This window comes from Microbacterium sp. NPDC079176 (assembly GCF_040686675.1).
Classification (GTDB): Bacteria; Actinomycetota; Actinomycetes; order Actinomycetales; family Microbacteriaceae; genus Microbacterium.
In genome coordinates this window covers 306189-320876 of the sequence record NZ_JBFBLM010000002.1, presented here as the reverse complement: position 1 = coordinate 320876, position 14688 = coordinate 306189, and the positions used below count along the sequence as shown (strand labels likewise).

The 14688-nt window shown below is 68.1% G+C and carries 19 protein-coding genes; 11 read left to right on the top strand and 8 right to left on the bottom strand.

The window, feature by feature from the left end; all coding sequences use genetic code 11:
- Positions 1 to 28 precede the first annotated feature (28 nt).
- Positions 29 to 307: a hypothetical protein gene (locus AB0P11_RS05590; protein WP_363520433.1), complete on the top strand. Its 279-nt coding sequence runs from the start codon at positions 29 to 31 to the stop codon at positions 305 to 307.
- Between the two features lie 96 nt (positions 308 to 403).
- Here AB0P11_RS05590 and AB0P11_RS05585 read toward each other — a convergent pair whose 3' ends face one another.
- From AB0P11_RS05585 to glgA, 3 genes are all read right to left on the bottom strand, one after another.
- Positions 404 to 661: a type B 50S ribosomal protein L31 gene (locus AB0P11_RS05585; RefSeq protein WP_042537536.1), complete on the bottom strand. Its 258-nt coding sequence runs from the start codon at positions 659 to 661 to the stop codon at positions 404 to 406.
- Positions 662 to 752: 91 nt separating this feature from the next.
- Positions 753 to 1538, bottom strand: coding sequence for an ABC transporter ATP-binding protein (locus tag AB0P11_RS05580; protein ID WP_363520429.1), 786 nt, complete (start codon positions 1536 to 1538; stop codon positions 753 to 755).
- Positions 1539 to 1555: 17 nt separating this feature from the next.
- Positions 1556 to 2740 (bottom strand): glycogen synthase, encoded by a 1185-nt coding sequence (glgA, locus tag AB0P11_RS05575; protein ID WP_363520426.1) that lies wholly within the window; start codon positions 2738 to 2740, stop codon positions 1556 to 1558.
- Between the two features lie 69 nt (positions 2741 to 2809).
- Between glgA and glgC the strand changes: the two genes are divergently transcribed.
- From glgC to AB0P11_RS05560, 3 genes are all read left to right on the top strand, one after another.
- Entirely contained in the window at positions 2810 to 4051 is a 1242-nt protein-coding gene (glgC, locus tag AB0P11_RS05570) for a glucose-1-phosphate adenylyltransferase (RefSeq protein ID WP_053096406.1), read from the top strand.
- 61 nt (positions 4052 to 4112) lie between these two features.
- Positions 4113 to 4748, top strand: coding sequence for a phosphoserine phosphatase SerB (serB, locus tag AB0P11_RS05565; RefSeq protein WP_056278872.1), 636 nt, complete (start codon positions 4113 to 4115; stop codon positions 4746 to 4748).
- A 32-nt stretch (positions 4749 to 4780) separates the two neighbouring features.
- Entirely contained in the window at positions 4781 to 5479 is a 699-nt protein-coding gene (locus tag AB0P11_RS05560; RefSeq protein WP_056278873.1) for an alpha/beta hydrolase, read from the top strand.
- Positions 5480 to 5500: 21 nt separating this feature from the next.
- On the opposite strand, the gene AB0P11_RS05555 is transcribed toward AB0P11_RS05560, so the two are convergent.
- The gene (locus AB0P11_RS05555) at positions 5501 to 6208 is read right to left on the bottom strand and encodes a beta-ketoacyl-ACP reductase (RefSeq protein ID WP_053096412.1); all 708 of its coding nucleotides are present in this window, start codon (positions 6206 to 6208) and stop codon (positions 5501 to 5503) included.
- Between the two features lie 134 nt (positions 6209 to 6342).
- Here AB0P11_RS05555 and AB0P11_RS05550 point away from each other — a divergent pair, with 134 nt between their 5' ends.
- From AB0P11_RS05550 to AB0P11_RS05535, 4 genes are read left to right on the top strand one after another with little or no spacing between them, the layout of a single operon-like run.
- Positions 6343 to 6969, top strand: a complete 627-nt coding sequence (locus tag AB0P11_RS05550; protein WP_082586602.1) for a DUF4190 domain-containing protein — start codon at positions 6343 to 6345, stop codon at positions 6967 to 6969.
- 51 nt (positions 6970 to 7020) lie between these two features.
- Complete coding sequence (locus tag AB0P11_RS05545) at positions 7021 to 7377, top strand: DUF3099 domain-containing protein (protein WP_072591374.1); 357 nt, start codon at positions 7021 to 7023, stop codon at positions 7375 to 7377.
- On the top strand, positions 7374 to 7568 hold the full coding sequence (locus tag AB0P11_RS05540) for a hypothetical protein (RefSeq protein WP_320488524.1): 195 nt from the start codon (positions 7374 to 7376) through the stop codon (positions 7566 to 7568). The genes AB0P11_RS05545 and AB0P11_RS05540 overlap by 4 nt, the downstream gene beginning before the upstream one ends.
- 8 nt (positions 7569 to 7576) lie before the next feature.
- Positions 7577 to 8377 (top strand): SURF1 family protein, encoded by an 801-nt coding sequence (locus tag AB0P11_RS05535; RefSeq protein WP_053096422.1) that lies wholly within the window; start codon positions 7577 to 7579, stop codon positions 8375 to 8377.
- A gap of 6 nt (positions 8378 to 8383) precedes the next feature.
- On the opposite strand, the gene AB0P11_RS05530 is transcribed toward AB0P11_RS05535, so the two are convergent.
- Genes AB0P11_RS05530 through AB0P11_RS05515 form a run of 4 tightly spaced genes read right to left on the bottom strand, consistent with a single transcriptional unit; the run spans position 8384 to position 11849 of the window.
- A complete protein-coding gene (locus tag AB0P11_RS05530) occupies positions 8384 to 9151 on the bottom strand; it encodes a hypothetical protein (RefSeq protein WP_363520419.1) in 768 nt (255 codons plus the stop codon).
- Between the two features lie 3 nt (positions 9152 to 9154).
- Positions 9155 to 9589 (bottom strand): cupin domain-containing protein, encoded by a 435-nt coding sequence (locus AB0P11_RS05525; RefSeq protein ID WP_363520416.1) that lies wholly within the window; start codon positions 9587 to 9589, stop codon positions 9155 to 9157.
- On the bottom strand, positions 9586 to 10203 hold the full coding sequence (locus tag AB0P11_RS05520) for a pyridoxamine 5'-phosphate oxidase family protein (RefSeq protein WP_363520413.1): 618 nt from the start codon (positions 10201 to 10203) through the stop codon (positions 9586 to 9588). Before AB0P11_RS05520 ends, AB0P11_RS05525 begins: the two co-directional genes overlap by 4 nt.
- Positions 10204 to 10250: 47 nt before the next feature.
- Positions 10251 to 11849, bottom strand: a complete 1599-nt coding sequence (locus AB0P11_RS05515) for an ABC-F family ATP-binding cassette domain-containing protein (protein ID WP_053096429.1) — start codon at positions 11847 to 11849, stop codon at positions 10251 to 10253.
- Between the two features lie 197 nt (positions 11850 to 12046).
- On the opposite strand from AB0P11_RS05515, the gene AB0P11_RS05510 reads away from it, so the two are divergent.
- From AB0P11_RS05510 to AB0P11_RS05500, 3 genes are read left to right on the top strand one after another with little or no spacing between them, the layout of a single operon-like run.
- Positions 12047 to 12667: a DedA family protein gene (locus AB0P11_RS05510; RefSeq protein ID WP_053096431.1), complete on the top strand. Its 621-nt coding sequence runs from the start codon at positions 12047 to 12049 to the stop codon at positions 12665 to 12667.
- A 5-nt stretch (positions 12668 to 12672) separates the two neighbouring features.
- Positions 12673 to 13938, top strand: a complete 1266-nt coding sequence (locus tag AB0P11_RS05505; protein WP_363520408.1) for a sensor histidine kinase — start codon at positions 12673 to 12675, stop codon at positions 13936 to 13938.
- Positions 13935 to 14603, top strand: coding sequence for a response regulator transcription factor (locus AB0P11_RS05500; protein WP_053096436.1), 669 nt, complete (start codon positions 13935 to 13937; stop codon positions 14601 to 14603). The genes AB0P11_RS05505 and AB0P11_RS05500 overlap by 4 nt, the downstream gene beginning before the upstream one ends.
- The last annotated feature ends 85 nt before the right edge of the window (positions 14604 to 14688 follow it).

Here is a 14688-nt window from a genome sequence, read left to right as displayed (position 1 = left end):
TCGGCGCCGTCCCGCCTAGCCTGGAGTCATGGCCGACATTCTCGGGACCCTGCTGACGATCGCGATCCTCGTCGCCGCGACCGCGGTCGTGGTGGTGATCGTGGCGGTCTACTCCCGTACTCCGCTCGAGAAGAAGTACGAGAGCGCGGGCGGCGGCCTGGGCGGATCGTTCGACGCGGTGTGGATGCCGTCGGCGCACGAAGCCGGTGCCGAGCGAGACCGTCAGACTCAGCGCACCGCCCCCGCACCGGCCCCTGGCGACCCGCTGGGCCGCATCGACGGAGAGCGCATCGTCATCGACGTCTGACGACTCGCGCGCGATCCGACCGCAGAAGACGAACCCACTGCAGACGACGAAGGCCCCGTGTTCCGAGGAACACGGGGCCTTCGATCGCGGGGGTCGTTACTTGGACGATCCGCCGAAGCCCTTGAAGCGCTGGTTGAACTTCTCGACGCGACCGGCCGAGTCCATGATGCGCTGCTTGCCCGTGTAGAACGGGTGCGATGCCGAGGAGATCTCGACGTCGATCACCGGGTACTCGACGCCGTCGAGCTCGATGGTCTTGTCGCTCGAGACAGTCGAACGGGTGAGGAACGTCTCGCCCGAGCCGAGGTCGCGGAACACGACAGCCTTGTACACGGGGTGAATGTCAGTCTTCATGGGATTCCTTAGTTGCTGCCCTGGATTGTGCCAGGGACGAGGGAAGTCTGCGGTGCAGAGAGCACCAAGGATCGATTCTATCAGATGCGCATCAGGATGCCGCGCGGGCCGCATATCGACCCTCTTCGCTGCTGAGGACGATCGGCATGCCGAACGTCTCGGTCAGAGCCTCGGCCGTCAGAGTCTCGGCGACGGGCCCGGCGGCGACGATGCGCCCCTCGCGCATCAGCAGCACATGAGTGAATCCGACCGGGATCTCCTCGACGTGGTGCGTGACCATCAGCATCGCCGGCGTCGTCGGCGACGACGCATAGCCGCTCAGGAGCGCAAGGAGCTCCTCACGAGAGCCGAGGTCGAGAGACGCAGTCGGCTCGTCGAGCAGCAGCAGCTCGGGATCGGTCATCACGGCGCGGGCGATCTGCACGCGCTTCTGCTCGCCGTCGCTCAGAGTGCCGAAGGTCCGGTCGGCGAGGTGGTCGAGTCGCCAGTCGCCGAGGACGCGCAGCGCACGACGTTCGTCGATGTCCTCATAGCTCTCGTTCCATCGCCCGAGCACGGAGTATGCCGCAGTGAGCACCGTGTTCAGAACCGTCTCTTCGCGCGGCACGCGCTTCGCCATCGCGGAGGACGCGAAGCCGATGCGCGGGCGCAGCTCGAACACATCCGTGCGTCCGAGGGTCTCTCCCAGCACCGTGACGGTTCCGTACGTCGGGTGCATCAGCGTGTCCGCCAGCTGGAGCAGCGTCGTCTTGCCTGCGCCGTTGGGTCCGAGGATCACCCACCGCTGATCATCGTCGACCTGCCAGGTCACGTGATCGATGATGTTGCGCCCCTCGCGGCGCACGACGACGTCGGTGAATTCCAGAGCGCTCGACATGCCTCCAGCCTATCGGCTCAGGCGGTCAGCTCCGCGTACAGCGCACGCGTGGTGTCGGCGATCGCGCCCCAGCTGAACTCGTCGCGAGCCCGCTCCCGGCCGGCCGCGCCATAGGCACGGGCTCGCTCGGGATCGGACGTCACCTCGGTGAGCACGTCAGCGAGGTCGGCGACGTAGCGCTCCGGATCGACCGGCGTCCCCGTGCCGTCCTGGAGCTGCTCGATCGGCACCAGGCGGCCGGTGACCCCGTCGTCGACGACTTCGGGGATGCCGCCGGTCGCCGTGCCGACGACGGCAGCGCCGCAGGCCATAGCCTCGAGGTTCACGATTCCCAGCGGCTCGTAGACGGACGGGCACACGAATGTCGTCGCCGCGGTGAGGATGGCCGACAGCTCGTCGCGCGGCAGCATCCGATCGATCCAGACGACGCCCTCGCGGGTCTGCTGGAGAAGCCGTACGCCCTCCTGCACCTCCGCCATGATCTCGGGGGTGTCCGGCGCGCCGGCGCAGAGGATGAGCTGCACCTCCGGGGGCAGCAGACGAGCGGCCTGAAGGAGGTACGGCAGGCCCTTCTGCCGGGTGATCCGGCCGACGAACACGACGGACGGCCTGGTCGGATCCATACCGACCGACTCGAGGAACGCCGGGTTCTGCACCGGCCGCCAGCGATCCACGTCGATGCCGTTGTGGATCACGCGCACACGGGTCGGGTCGACCGACGGGTAGCTCCGCAGGATGTCCTCGCGCATGCCGGCGCTGACCGCGATCACCGCCGCCGCGTTCTCGTACGCGAGCTTCTCGATTCCGCTCGACACCGCGTATCCCCCGCCGAGCTGTTCGGCCTTCCACGGGCGGAGCGGTTCCAGGCTGTGCGCGGTGAGGACGTGCGGGATGCCGTGAAGCTGCGAGGCGAGGTGCCCGGCGAAGTTCGCGTACCAGGTGTGACTGTGCACGAGATCGGCGTCCGAGATCGCCGCGACGATCTCGAGGTCCGTCCCGAGCGTCTGCAGCGCGGGGTTCGCGGAGGCCAGTCCCGAGGGTGTCCGATAGGCGAAAGTGCTCGCCTCGTCACGAGGAGCTCCGAAGGCCCTGACCTGTACATCGATATTCTGCCGCAGGGCCGTGACGAGCTCGGCGACGTGCACACCGGCACCTCCGTAGATCTCCGGCGGGTATTCCTTCGTGATCATCTCGACGCGCATGTCTAGACGGTAGTGACTCAGTTGTCCAGATGCTAGTTAGCCGAGCCGAATCGCATCTATGGTTGGTGCATGTCCGCACCAAAGAAGATCTTCGGCATCATCCTCGCCGGCGGCGAGGGAAAGCGTCTCATGCCCCTCACGGCCGATCGGGCCAAACCTGCAGTGCCTTTCGGCGGACAGTACCGATTGATCGATTTCGCGATCTCGAACCTCATCAACTCGGGTCTGCGCCAGATCGTCGTGCTCACGCAGTACAAGTCGCACAGCCTCGATCGCCACATCTCGCAGACGTGGCGCATGTCGGCTCTCCTCGACTCGTACGTGACCTCGGTGCCCGCGCAGCAGCGTCTCGGAAAGCGCTGGTTCTCGGGCTCGGCCGATGCGATCCTGCAGAGCCTGAACCTCATCAACGACGAGAAGCCCGACATCGTCGTCGTGATCGGCGCCGACCACGTCTACCGCATGGACTTCCGACAGATGCTCGACGCCCACATCGAGTCCGGCGCGAAGGCCACCGTCGCGGGCATCCGCCAACCGCTCGCCATGGCGTCCCAGTTCGGGGTCATCGACGCCGACACCGAGTCCGGCCGCATCAAGCAGTTCCTCGAGAAGCCGACCGACATCGCCGGCCTCGAGGACTCGCCCCACGAAGTGCTCGCTTCGATGGGCAACTACATCTTCGACGCGGATGCGCTGATCGCCGCGGTCGAGGCAGACGGCGAATCTCCGACCTCCGGGCACGACATGGGCGGCGACATCGTGCCGTATTTCGTCGATCGAGGCGAGGCCGGCTACTACGACATGAAGCGGAACGACGTCCCGGGCTCATCGCCGCGCGACCGCTCGTACTGGCGCGACGTGGGTACGATCGACTCCTTCTTCGACGCGCACATGGACCTGATCTCCACGCTTCCGATCTTCAACCTCTACAACATGGAGTGGCCGATCCACTCGCAGGCCGTGAACTCGCCGCCCGCGAAGTTCGTGCGCGACTCCGTCGGGCGCATCGGCAATGCGATCGACTCGATCGTGTCGCTCGGATCCGTGCTCTCGGGCACTCATCTGGAGCGCAGCGTCGTGGGTCCGTGGACACTCGCCGGAGGAGGATCCACCATCACCGACTCCGTCGTCTTCGACGGGGTGCGGGTGGGAGCGGGATCCAGAGTCCATCGAGCCATCCTCGACAAGAACGTGGTCCTGGCGGACGGTGCGACCGTCGGCGTCGACCGCGAGCGAGATCTGGCTCGCGGGTTCACCGTGACCGAGTCGGGCATCACCGTGGTGGGCAAGGGCCTGTTCATCGAGAGGTGACGGTGTCGCCGCGATACGCGGCTGCACAGCGGGCCGTTCTGCTGTCGATAGGCTCGAAGGCGTGACTGCCGCGCGTTTCCTCGTCGTCCTCGATGCCGATTCCACCCTCATCCGCAACGAGGTGATCGAACTGATCGCCGATGAGGTCGGGCGTGGCCCTGAGGTGCAGGCGGCCACCGAAGCCGCGATGCGCGGCGAGATCGACTTCGCCACGAGCCTGCGCTCCCGCGTCGCTGCGCTCGAAGGCGTGCCGGTGTCGGGTTTCGCGCGCGTGCTGGCGCGCATAGAGCCGACCCCTGGGGTGCGCGAGCTCACTGCGGCCGTCCATGAGCGCGGTGGTGTCGTGGGAGTCGTGTCCGGGGGGTTCCACGAGATCCTCGACGACGTCGCGCCCGGGCTCGGCGTCGACCGGTGGCGCGCCAACCGCCTCGAGATCGTGGACGGCGCCCTGGCCGGCCGCGTCGATGGCGAGATCGTGGATGCCGCGGTGAAGGCCGCCTCACTGCAGCAATGGGCCGACGAGCTCGGGGTGGCCCGTCACGCCACCATCGCGATCGGAGACGGAGCCAACGACCTGCAGATGATGGCCGTCGCCGGTCTCGGACTGGCGTTCAATGCGAAGCCTGCCGTACGCGCGGCGGCGAGTCTCGTGATCGGCCCGCAGGACCTCTCCGAGGTCATCGCGCTGCTGCCCTAGCGGATGTCCGAGGCCCCGTCTAGCGTCGGGGCATGGACATCATCCTCATCCCCGGTCTCTGGCTCGACGCGTCCAGTTGGAGCGAGGTGACCGCCGACCTCGAACGCGCGGGGCACTCGGTGCATCCCCTGACGATGCCCGGCGTCGGTCTCCCCGCCGCCGCTTCCTCCGACATCGGAATCGCCGAGTGGGTCGATGCCGCCGTGGCCGCGGTCGACGACATCGGGGCACCCGTGGCCGTCGTCGGTCACAGCGGCGGCGGCAACGTCGCCTGGGGCGTCGCCGACGCACGGCCCGACCTCGTCTCGCGGGTCGTCTTCGTCGACACGGTGCCGCCGCCCTCCGGGTTCGGCATCAGCGAATTCGAGGTCGTCGACGGCGTCGTCCCCTTCCCGGGGTGGGACTACTTCCCCGCCGAAGACGTCGACGACCTCGACGACTCGACCCGCGCCCGCACCGCTCCGCTGGCTCGGAGCGTTCCCGCGCGGGTGCCCACCGATCCGATCGAGCTGCGCTCGGAGCAGCGCCACGGGGTCCCCGTGACACTGCTGATGGGCGCGATGGATCAGGAGACTCTCGAGTCGGAGCTCGAGCAATGGGGCCCGTACGCGGATGAATTCCGAGCGATCGGCGATGCCGAGGTCATCCGCATCGGCTCAGGTCACTGGCCGCAGTTCTCGGTTCCGGGCCGCTTGGCCGAGCTCATAGACGCGGCGGTCTCCCGTCGGTGACGACAGGGCGTCGGTCTCGGCTCAGTGCCCCATCCCGAGGCCGCCGTCGACGGGGATGACCGCGCCCGAGATGTAGCCGGCGTCGTCGCCCGCGAGCCAGGTGACCACACCCGCGACCTCGTCAGGAGTGGCGAAGCGTCCGGCGGGAATGTTCGCCTTGTACTGCTTCTGAGTCTCCTCGGGCAGCTCTGCGGTCATGTCGGTCTCGATGAAGCCCGGCGCGACGACGTTCGCGGTGATGCCGCGTCCGCCGAGTTCGCGGGTCAGCGATCGCGCGAAGCCCACCAGTGCGCTCTTCGATGCGGAGTAGTTCACCTGCCCCGCCGAGCCGTACAGGCCCACGACGCTCGAGATGAGGATGACGCGTCCGAAACGAGCCCGCAGCATGCCCTTGGACGCGCGCTTGACGACACGGAACGTTCCGCCGAGGTTGGTGGCGACGACGCTGTCGAAATCGTCCTCGCTCATGCGAAGGAGGAGAGTGTCCTTGGTGATCCCCGCGTTGGCGACCACGATCTCCACCGGCCCGAGCTGCTGCTCGACCTCGGTGAATGCCGCGTCGAGAGCCGCGGCGTCCGTGACGTCCGCGCGCACCGTCAACGTGCCGTCGGGGCCTTCCCCGCTCCGCGCCGTCACTGCGACGCGGTATCCGTCACGGACGAATCGCTCTGCGATGGCGCGGCCGATGCCGCGGTTGCCGCCGGTGACGAGGACGACGCGAGAACTCATTTCCACTCCTGATCTGGCCGCTGGGGTCGGGGCCTGGTCGTCCTCGATCCTACCGAGGATGCCGCCGTCCGACCGGCGTCGTTTGACAGACGGACGCCGCGACTGGAACGCTGAACCCGACGAAAGGCGCCACCGTGAGCGACAACAGCATCCCCACCCCTTCGGGGGGACCGCAGCCGACTCCCCCGCCGCCCGCAGCGCCGGCACCACCCGCACAGCCTTACCAGGCAGCTTCTCCGGCGGCGCAGCCGCCGTCGTACCCGACTGCCCCTCCGGCGTCGCCCACCCAGGCGTACCCGGGCGCCGCGCCTTCCTTCGCGCCGAGCCCGCCTGTCCACGGCGGCGGATCGATGCACCCCTACGGCTCAGCGTCTGCAGCGTCGCCCTACCCGACGTCCGCTCCCGGCCAACCCGCCACCGGATACCCGAACTACGCGGCACCGAACTACGCAGCACCGAACTATCCCGCACCTCGCCCGGCGAGCGGACTCGCGGTCACGTCGCTGATCTGCGGAATCGCCGGAGTCGTGCTCTTCTGGGCTGTGGTGCCTCTGCTCGCCTCGATCGTCGCCGTGATCACCGGCCACATGGCGCTCCGACAGACGAAGGCGAACCCCTCGATCGGCGGACGCGGCATGGCCTTCGCCGGCCTCATCATGGGGTACATCATGGTCGCGGTGCTCGTCATCGGCATCGTCATGACGGTCATCGGGTTCCTGTTCTTCGGCGCCTTCACTCTGCCCTTCCTCTTCTCGACCTGAGCGGCAGACGGGCGCGCCGTGGTGCCCGCACCGGCGTAGGCTGGACTCATCGTGAAGAGCAAGCCACTGGTCCCTGCTGTCACCTCGCTTCCGCAGTCGCCGAAAGACGAGGCGGACCACCGCGTGCGCCGATACGCGCTCACCATGACGATCCGCATCGTCTGCTTCGCGCTCATGATGTTCGTGCAGCCCTACGGCTGGTACACATGGGTCTTCGCGCTCGCGGCCGCGCTCCTTCCCTACATCGCGGTGGTGTTCGCGAACGCAGGAAGCGACAGCACCGAGACGACGGCGGAATCTCCCGTGCAGCAGCTGGAGGCACCTGCCCCGGCCCCGACGCTTCCGGTCGAACAGGATCCGCCGCCTCACGTCATCACCATCCACGAAAGCCGCCAGGATCGCGAGTGAGTGGACTGGAGTGCTCGCGTGCCGGATGCCGGAGCGCGGCGACCACGCAGGTGGTGTGGCGCAATCCGCGTATCCATGCCGCCGACCGTGAGAAGATCTGGCTCGCGTGCGACGAGCATGTCGCGTTCCTCCACGACTACCTGGCTGCCAGAGACTTCCCCGTGACAGTGAGAGATGGTATGCCCTCGTGAGTGCCCGGATGGGTCGATGGACCGTGTACGTGCTGATCGCGATCGGCTTCGCGGTCGGGTGCGCCTTCCTGTCGAATTGGCAGTTCGAGCGCAACGAGACGCGATCCGAGCAGATCGCTCTCGTCGAGAAGAACTATGACGCGGATCCCGTCCCGCTCTCCGACCTCATCGGCGCCGACGGAGCGCTCGAGCCCGGCGACGTCTGGCATCCCGTCGTCCTGAACGGCGAGTACATCGCCGATGACCAGCTCCTCGTGCGCAATCGGCCCCATGGCGGCACGAGTGCGTTCGAGGTTCTGGTGCCGTTCCGCGATGTCGACGGACGTGTGTTCATCGTCGACCGCGGATGGGTGCCGCCCGGCGACGGTGATTCCCCGGATGCCGTTCCTGCGCCTCCGAGCGGAGAGGTCGAGGTCATCGTGCGTCTGCGTCCCGGAGAGCAGCTGCCGGCCTCGGGACGCGGCGCTCCCGAGGGCCAGGTGCCGACGATCAACCTCCCCTCGATCGCCGAGCTGGTCGACGGAGACGTGATCACGAGCGCGTACGGGCAGATCGTGAGCGAGGAACCGGCGGGCGAAGGCACCCTGGGCCGCTTCGACTCCCCCACCGACGACCCCGGCCCGCATCTGTCGTATGCGATCCAGTGGATCCTGTTCGCGCTGATGGGCTTCGTGTTCATCGGCTACATCATCCGCACCGAGATCGTGAAGCACCGCGAAGAGGTGGAGGGGATGCCGGCACCCGTCAAGAAGTCCCGGCGCCGTGACAGCGATGCCGACGTCGAAGACGAGCTCCTCGATGCTCGCTGAGACGCGTCAGCCCCAGGCCCGCACGTCCACGACGAGGGCGGACTTGGGGTAGCGGCCCGAGGGCGTCCCGATCTCGAAGAGATCGATCAGGAGCATCAGCGGATAGTCGGGCGACTGCGGGATCCGCCGCAGCACCCTCCCCTCGCAGCCGATCACCGTCTCGCCGTCACCCCAGACGACTGTCCAGGTGTGCTGCTCGCTCGCGTCGAACGGAAGCACCACCTCGGCCATGTCGGTCTGCAGACGCGGATCACCGTGCGCCTTGATGCCGGTCCGCGCTCGAGTCGTATTCGAGACCGCATCCGCGTCGATCTCGAAGATGCAGATCTCGCCGGCATCCCTCTCCGAGAGGTGTTCGATCCCGACGAGCCAGGCGGCGAGCATGCATCCTTCGTCGGTGCTCGCGGCGACGGTCACATCGATGCGTCCGCGGGCGGGAGCGAACAGCAAGTGCAGAGGCGTCTCCGTTCGCACCTCCAGACCGTCCGAACGATGTCGGTGCGTGCCGCGCGCCGACCCGACGGATCCGGAGAACACCGCGGTCTGCACATTCGACACACGGAGCGGGGCATCCTCCTTCCGCCAATCGAGCTGATCGCTGTCGATACGCAGGCGCAGCCCCGAGTTGACGATCTCATATCGCGCCGCCGACCTCTCGGGAACCGTCCAATGCGGGAGGTAGTGGGCGACCCATTTCTCGTCGTCGAGCCCCGTCGAGAAGTCGTCGGCGAAGCTCGGGGCCTCTGACGGCGGAGGCGGGAGAACCTCGCTCATCGTTCAGTCGGTCCAGGGCAGCGGCCGGTCAGGCAGGCGCGCACTGTCATCGGGAAGATGCGGCAGCTCCTGGCCTCCGGCCCGGATGCACAGCCAGCAGAGCTCCCCCGCACTGCCAGGGTGAGACCGCCAGGTGCGGGCGACCCCCTGACCGACTCTGATCACGGTGCCGGGGCCGACCTCGACGATCTCGTCGTCGAGACCCATCTGCCCGCGCCCCTCGAGGAAGACGTAGAGCTCCTCGATGCGTGAATGAACGTGCCAGTACCCCGCCTCCTCACCCGGAGCGAGGGCGTTCGCGGTGAGTCCGATGAACTGCATCGTCAGCTCGTGGTCGACGACGCGGCGACCGTCGCGGGAGCGCGCGGCATCGAAGCCGCCGTGGTGCTCACGCCACTCGTCCAGCGCACCGATCTCGATGACCTGGAAGTCGCTCATGCGCGAGCCTCCTCCTCGATGCGGTCAGCGGCGCGACCGGAGAGCGCCCGGCTCCAGCCGTCCGCGGATGCCTCGTACACGAGACGGGTGTGGTTCCGATCGGTCTCCCCCTGCCAGAACTCGATGCGGCTCGGGACGATGCGCCAGAGCACCCAGTCCCCGTCGGCGATGCCTGCCTGTGCGGCCGCCGAGCGAGCAGCGAGGTCGGCGGCGCTCTCCTCGGGCGTCGCCTCCTCCACGCGGCCGCGCACGCGGACTGCACGGACCTGCGACTGCCACCAGAAGTTCAGGGCCGCTGCCGGCACTGCGCCGAGCTGCGCCCCCTTACGGGACGACCGCGTGCTCGCGAAGGCCCACCCTCGTTCGTCGATCCTCTTCAGGATGAGCGTGCGCGCATCGGGGATCCCGTCCTCGTCGACCGTCGCCAGCGTCACCGTGTGCGGTTCCGCCACCCCGGCTGCGGCGGCGGCGCGCAACCACTCGGCGAACAGGACCGCCGGGTCATCCGGCAGGTCGCGGATGTCCCAGTCCGGAGCGACGCCGGTGAGAGCGTGGCGTCCTCTGAGCCAGTCGTTGAGCGGATCGAGGGCGAGGTCGGAGTCGTCATGGGTCACCCTGTCGACTATGCCACTCCCGTCGGACGTGGCCCACCCCGGACGCGTTAGGCGAGCTCGATGAGGTCCTGGTACTCCTGGCTCCAGAGGTCCTCGACACCGTCGGGAAGGATCAGCACGCGCTCCGGGTTGAGCGACTGCACCGCACCGGGGTCGTGCGAGACGAGGACCACTGCACCCTCGTAGTGCGCGAGAGCACCGAGGATCTCCTCGCGAGACGCGGGATCGAGGTTGTTGGTGGGCTCATCGAGCAGCAGCAGGTTGGCGGAGGAGACCACGAGGGTCGCCAGCGAGAGACGCGTCTTCTCGCCGCCCGAGAGAACCCCGGCGGGCTTGAGCACATCGTCGCCGGTGAAGAGGAAGGATCCGAGCACCTTGCGCGCTTCCATCTCGGTGATGTGCGGAGCGGCCGAGACCATGTTCTCGAGCACCGAGCGGTTCACGTCGAGGTTCTCGTGCTCCTGCGCGTAATAACCGACCTTGAGCCCGTGGCCCGGCTCGAGCTGGCCCGTGTCCGGCTCGTCGACTCCGGCGAGCATCCTCAGCAGCGTGGTCTTGCCCGCACCGTTGAGTCCGAGCACGACGACCTTCGATCCGCGGTCGATCGCGAGGTCGACATCCGTGAAGATCTCGAGCGATCCGTACGACTTCGACAGCCCCGTCGCCATCATCGGGGTCTTGCCGCAGGCGGCGGGCTTGGGGAAGCGGAGCTTCGCCACCCGGTCTTCCTGGCGGACCTCGTCGAGACCCGCGAGGAGCTTCTCGGCGCGCGCGATCATCTGGTGAGCGGCAGCGGCCTTCGACGCCTTCGCACCGAAGCGGGCCGCCTGCTGCTGCAGCGTGGTGGCCTTCTTCTCGGCGTTGGCTCGCTCCTTCTTGCGGCGCTCCTCGTCGGCCACCCGCTGGCGCAGGTAGTTCTTCCAGTTCATGTTGTAGGTGTCGATGATCTGGCGGTTCGCGTCGAGGTAGAAGACGCGGTTGACGGTCTCGCCGACGAGCTCGACGTCGTGGCTGATCACGATCAGCCCGCCCTTGTAGTTCTTGAGGAACTCGCGCAGCCACACGACGCTGTCGGCGTCGAGGTGGTTGGTCGGCTCGTCGAGGATCATCGTCTCCGCATCCGAGAACAGGATGCGCGCGAGCTCGATGCGACGACGCTGTCCGCCCGAGAGCGTCGAGAGCGGCTGATCGAGGATGCGGTCGGGCAGCGAGAGGTTGTTGGCGATGGATGCCGCCTCGGCTTCTGCGGCGTATCCGCCCTGTGCCTCGAACTGCTCGGTGAGGCGCGCATAGCGCTTCATCGCCTTCTCGGCCACGGCGGGGTCTTCCGAGCCCATGGCCAGCGAGGCCTCGGTCATGCCGAGATTCAGCTGTCCGAGTCCGCGGGCATCGAGGATCCTCGTGCGCGCCAGATCCTCCGGGTTGCCCGAACGGGGATCCTGGGGCAGGTAGCCGAGCTCTCCGGAGCGCGTCACCGTGCCCCCAGAGGGAAGGACGTCGCCGGCGAGCACCTTGGTGAGCGTGGTCTTGCCTGCACCGTTGCGGCCGACGAGACCGATCTTGTCTCCGTCGCTCACACGGAACGACACGTTCTCCATCAGGAGGCGTGCGCCCACGCGGATCTCGAGTTCGTGCACGGCAAGCACAGGCGGGATGTCCGTTCTTTCAAGGGGGTTCAGGCCGAGGGGCCAAACTCCCAGTATAGATCGCTCGGCTGGGTGTTCAGTCGACGTACGGATCGTGGTGCAGTCGTCGGCCTGTGCACAGATCTACCTCTGCGGGTGGATGCGATCGATACCTCAGGGTGATGCCCTGCGTGCCCTCCGCTTTCTAGCCTGCTGAGGTGGACGTCATCAACGAGCTCATCCTGCAGACCGTCGCCTCCCCCTGGCTGTATGCCGTGCTGCTCGCGGTGACGATCATCGACGGCTTCTTCCCGCCTGTTCCGAGTGAGACCGTGCTCGTGGCGGCAGCCGCCGTGCTGGCATCCTCAGGAGAGCCATGGGCGCTGATCCCGCTCGGGCTCGTCGCCGCCGTCGGCGCGACCATCGGCGACAACATCGCATTCGTGCTCGGTCGTCGACTCGGCACGACCCGCTGGGCGTGGATGCGTCGACCGCGGATCGCCTCGGCCTTCGCCCACGCGGAACGCGCCCTCGACCAGCGCAGTGCGGCTCTGATCCTCGGCGCTCGATACATCCCTGTCGGCCGTGTCGCTGTGAACATGTCGGCGGGCGCGCTGCGATTCCCCTGGAGGCGTTTCCTTCCCCTGAGCGTCGTGGCCGGTCTCAGCTGGAGCGCGCTGAGCCTGGCGATCGGGCTGCTCGCCGGATCATGGATCGAAGATCAGCCCCTCGCCAGCGCCGGGATCGGCATCGGGGTCGCTCTCATCATCGGACTGGTCATCGACCGCGTCACCGCTGCCCGGCGTCGACGCGCCCCCGTCCCGCAACTGGCAGGATGACACTCATGGCACGTCGCCTGCCCCGCACACCCCGCACACCGCGGACTCCCCGCATCAGCCGTCGAACGGCCGCGCTCGCCGCGCTCGCCGTGGCGAGCCTGGCGCTCTTCGCGGTGCTCGTGTCGCTGCAGACCGTGCTGTACGGCACCGCGTTGCCGCTGACGTTCATCCTCGGCGCCGCACTCTGCTCGGCGCCGCTGCTCTCCCTGCGGTATCCGCGGTGGGCGATCGCGATGTTCTGCTCTGCGGCGTTCGCGCTCCCGCTGCTGGTCGTGCCCGATCAGGCGACCGAGGCGCCGTGGCCGTGGTCGGTGCCCGCGCTCGTCACCTTCGTCCTCTTCGTGGGCGTCGTGACCTTCGTCCACGGCGCGCGCCTGGGCGTCGTCCCGCTCGGCGTCGGCGCGCTGCTCTCCCTCACGGCCCCGCTGCTGCGCCCCGAGATCGTCGCCACTCCGGCGACGGCAGGCAGCGCCACGGCAGATCTCATCGTGACCACGTCTGTGGCCGCAGCCGTGTTCCTGGTCGCCATACTGGTCGCAGGACGCGTGAGGGTATCTGCCGAGCTCACGAAGGAACGGGAGCATTCAGCCCTCGAAGAGTCCCGCCGCGCGCTCGTCGAGGAGCGCACCCGTATCGCTCGCGAACTGCACGACGTCATCGCCCACAGCATGTCGGTCATCCAGGTGCAGGCGTCCACTGCTCGATACCGACTCCCCGAGATCGGCGACGCGGCGACGTCGGAGTTCGAGAGCATCGCGGCCACAGCGCGGGGATCGCTCACCGAGATGCGGCGGATGCTGGGCGTGCTGCGCACCGAGGATCAGGCGGCCGAGCTGGCGCCGCAGCAGAGCATCGACGACATCCCGGCCCTCGTCGACACGATCCGGCGCGCCGGCGTGACGGTGGGGCTCGAGATGACGGGCGCGTTCACCGACGCCCCGCAGGCCGTGCAGATCGCCGCCTTCCGCATCGCGCAGGAGGCGCTCAGCAACGCGGTACGGCACGCGTCCGGCGCCGCCGTCACGGTGCGCCTGCAGGCGGATCTCCACGCCATCGGCATCCGCGTCCGCAACGGCCGCGCCACCACTCCACCGGCTCACCCCAGCGGAGGCTATGGACTTCGCGGCATGCGTGAGCGCGTCGAACTGCTCGGCGGGTCCTTCACCGCCGGCCCCACCGCCGAGGGCGGGTGGGAGGTCATCGCCTCCCTCCCGCTGCACGAGCGTCCATCGAGCGAGACCACCGCTCCGATCACCCAGGAGAACCCGTGACGATCAGCGTCCTCATCGCCGACGACCAGGCGATGGTGCGCGCCGGATTCGCCGCTCTGCTCGATGCGCACGAGGGAATCCGTGTCGCAGGCCAGGCGGCCGACGGAGCCGAAGCCATCACCCTCGCTGCCCGCCTCGATCCGGACGTCATCCTGATGGACGTGCGGATGCCGCAGGTCGACGGCATCGAGGCCACTCGGCGCATCCTCGGACCCGCCTACCCTGCGGCTCATGTGCCGAGGATCCTCATGCTCACGACCTTCGACATCGACGACTACGTCTACGACGCGCTCGAGGCCGGCGCGAGCGGATTCCTGTTGAAGGACGCTCTTCCCGAGGAGCTCGTGCACGCCGTGCGCGTCGTCGCCGGCGGCGATGCCCTGCTCGCCCCCAGTGTGACGCGGCGCATGATCGAGCAGTTCGCCGGACGTCGGCCCCGCACCGCGAAGGCGGCGACCTCGCTCGCGGACCTGACCGATCGGGAGCGGGAGGTGCTGGTGCTCATCGGTCGCGGACGGTCGAACAGCGAGATCGCGTCCGACCTCTTCATCGCCGAGCAGACCGTGAAGACGCATGTCGGCAAGGTGCTCGCCAAGCTCCGACTCCGCGACCGCGTGCACGCCGTGATCCTCGCCTACGACACGGGTCTCGTCGAGCCCTCCTGAGCCGCTGCTCCGGGTCACACCGCAGTAGGGGTGCGAACCAGCCCGGAGGGTGATCCCCCGACCGGCACCGCGTCCATACGCTCCT

What these genes read in the sequence shown, in the direction of transcription:
- AB0P11_RS05590 (WP_363520433.1), top strand. Translation starts at nt 29, where the DNA reads ATGGCCGACATTCTCGGGACCCTGCTGACGATCGCGATCCTCGTCGCC.
- AB0P11_RS05585 (WP_042537536.1), bottom strand. Translation starts at nt 661, where the DNA reads ATGAAGACTGACATTCACCCCGTGTACAAGGCTGTCGTGTTCCGCGAC.
- AB0P11_RS05580 (WP_363520429.1), bottom strand. Translation starts at nt 1,538, where the DNA reads ATGTCGAGCGCTCTGGAATTCACCGACGTCGTCGTGCGCCGCGAGGGG.
- glgA (WP_363520426.1), bottom strand. Translation starts at nt 2,740, where the DNA reads ATGCGCGTCGAGATGATCACGAAGGAATACCCGCCGGAGATCTACGGA.
- glgC (WP_053096406.1), top strand. Translation starts at nt 2,810, where the DNA reads ATGTCCGCACCAAAGAAGATCTTCGGCATCATCCTCGCCGGCGGCGAG.
- AB0P11_RS05560 (WP_056278873.1), top strand. Translation starts at nt 4,781, where the DNA reads ATGGACATCATCCTCATCCCCGGTCTCTGGCTCGACGCGTCCAGTTGG.
- AB0P11_RS05555 (WP_053096412.1), bottom strand. Translation starts at nt 6,208, where the DNA reads ATGAGTTCTCGCGTCGTCCTCGTCACCGGCGGCAACCGCGGCATCGGC.
- AB0P11_RS05535 (WP_053096422.1), top strand. Translation starts at nt 7,577, where the DNA reads ATGGGTCGATGGACCGTGTACGTGCTGATCGCGATCGGCTTCGCGGTC.
- AB0P11_RS05530 (WP_363520419.1), bottom strand. Translation starts at nt 9,151, where the DNA reads ATGAGCGAGGTTCTCCCGCCTCCGCCGTCAGAGGCCCCGAGCTTCGCC.
- AB0P11_RS05525 (WP_363520416.1), bottom strand. Translation starts at nt 9,589, where the DNA reads ATGAGCGACTTCCAGGTCATCGAGATCGGTGCGCTGGACGAGTGGCGT.
- AB0P11_RS05505 (WP_363520408.1), top strand. Translation starts at nt 12,673, where the DNA reads ATGGCACGTCGCCTGCCCCGCACACCCCGCACACCGCGGACTCCCCGC.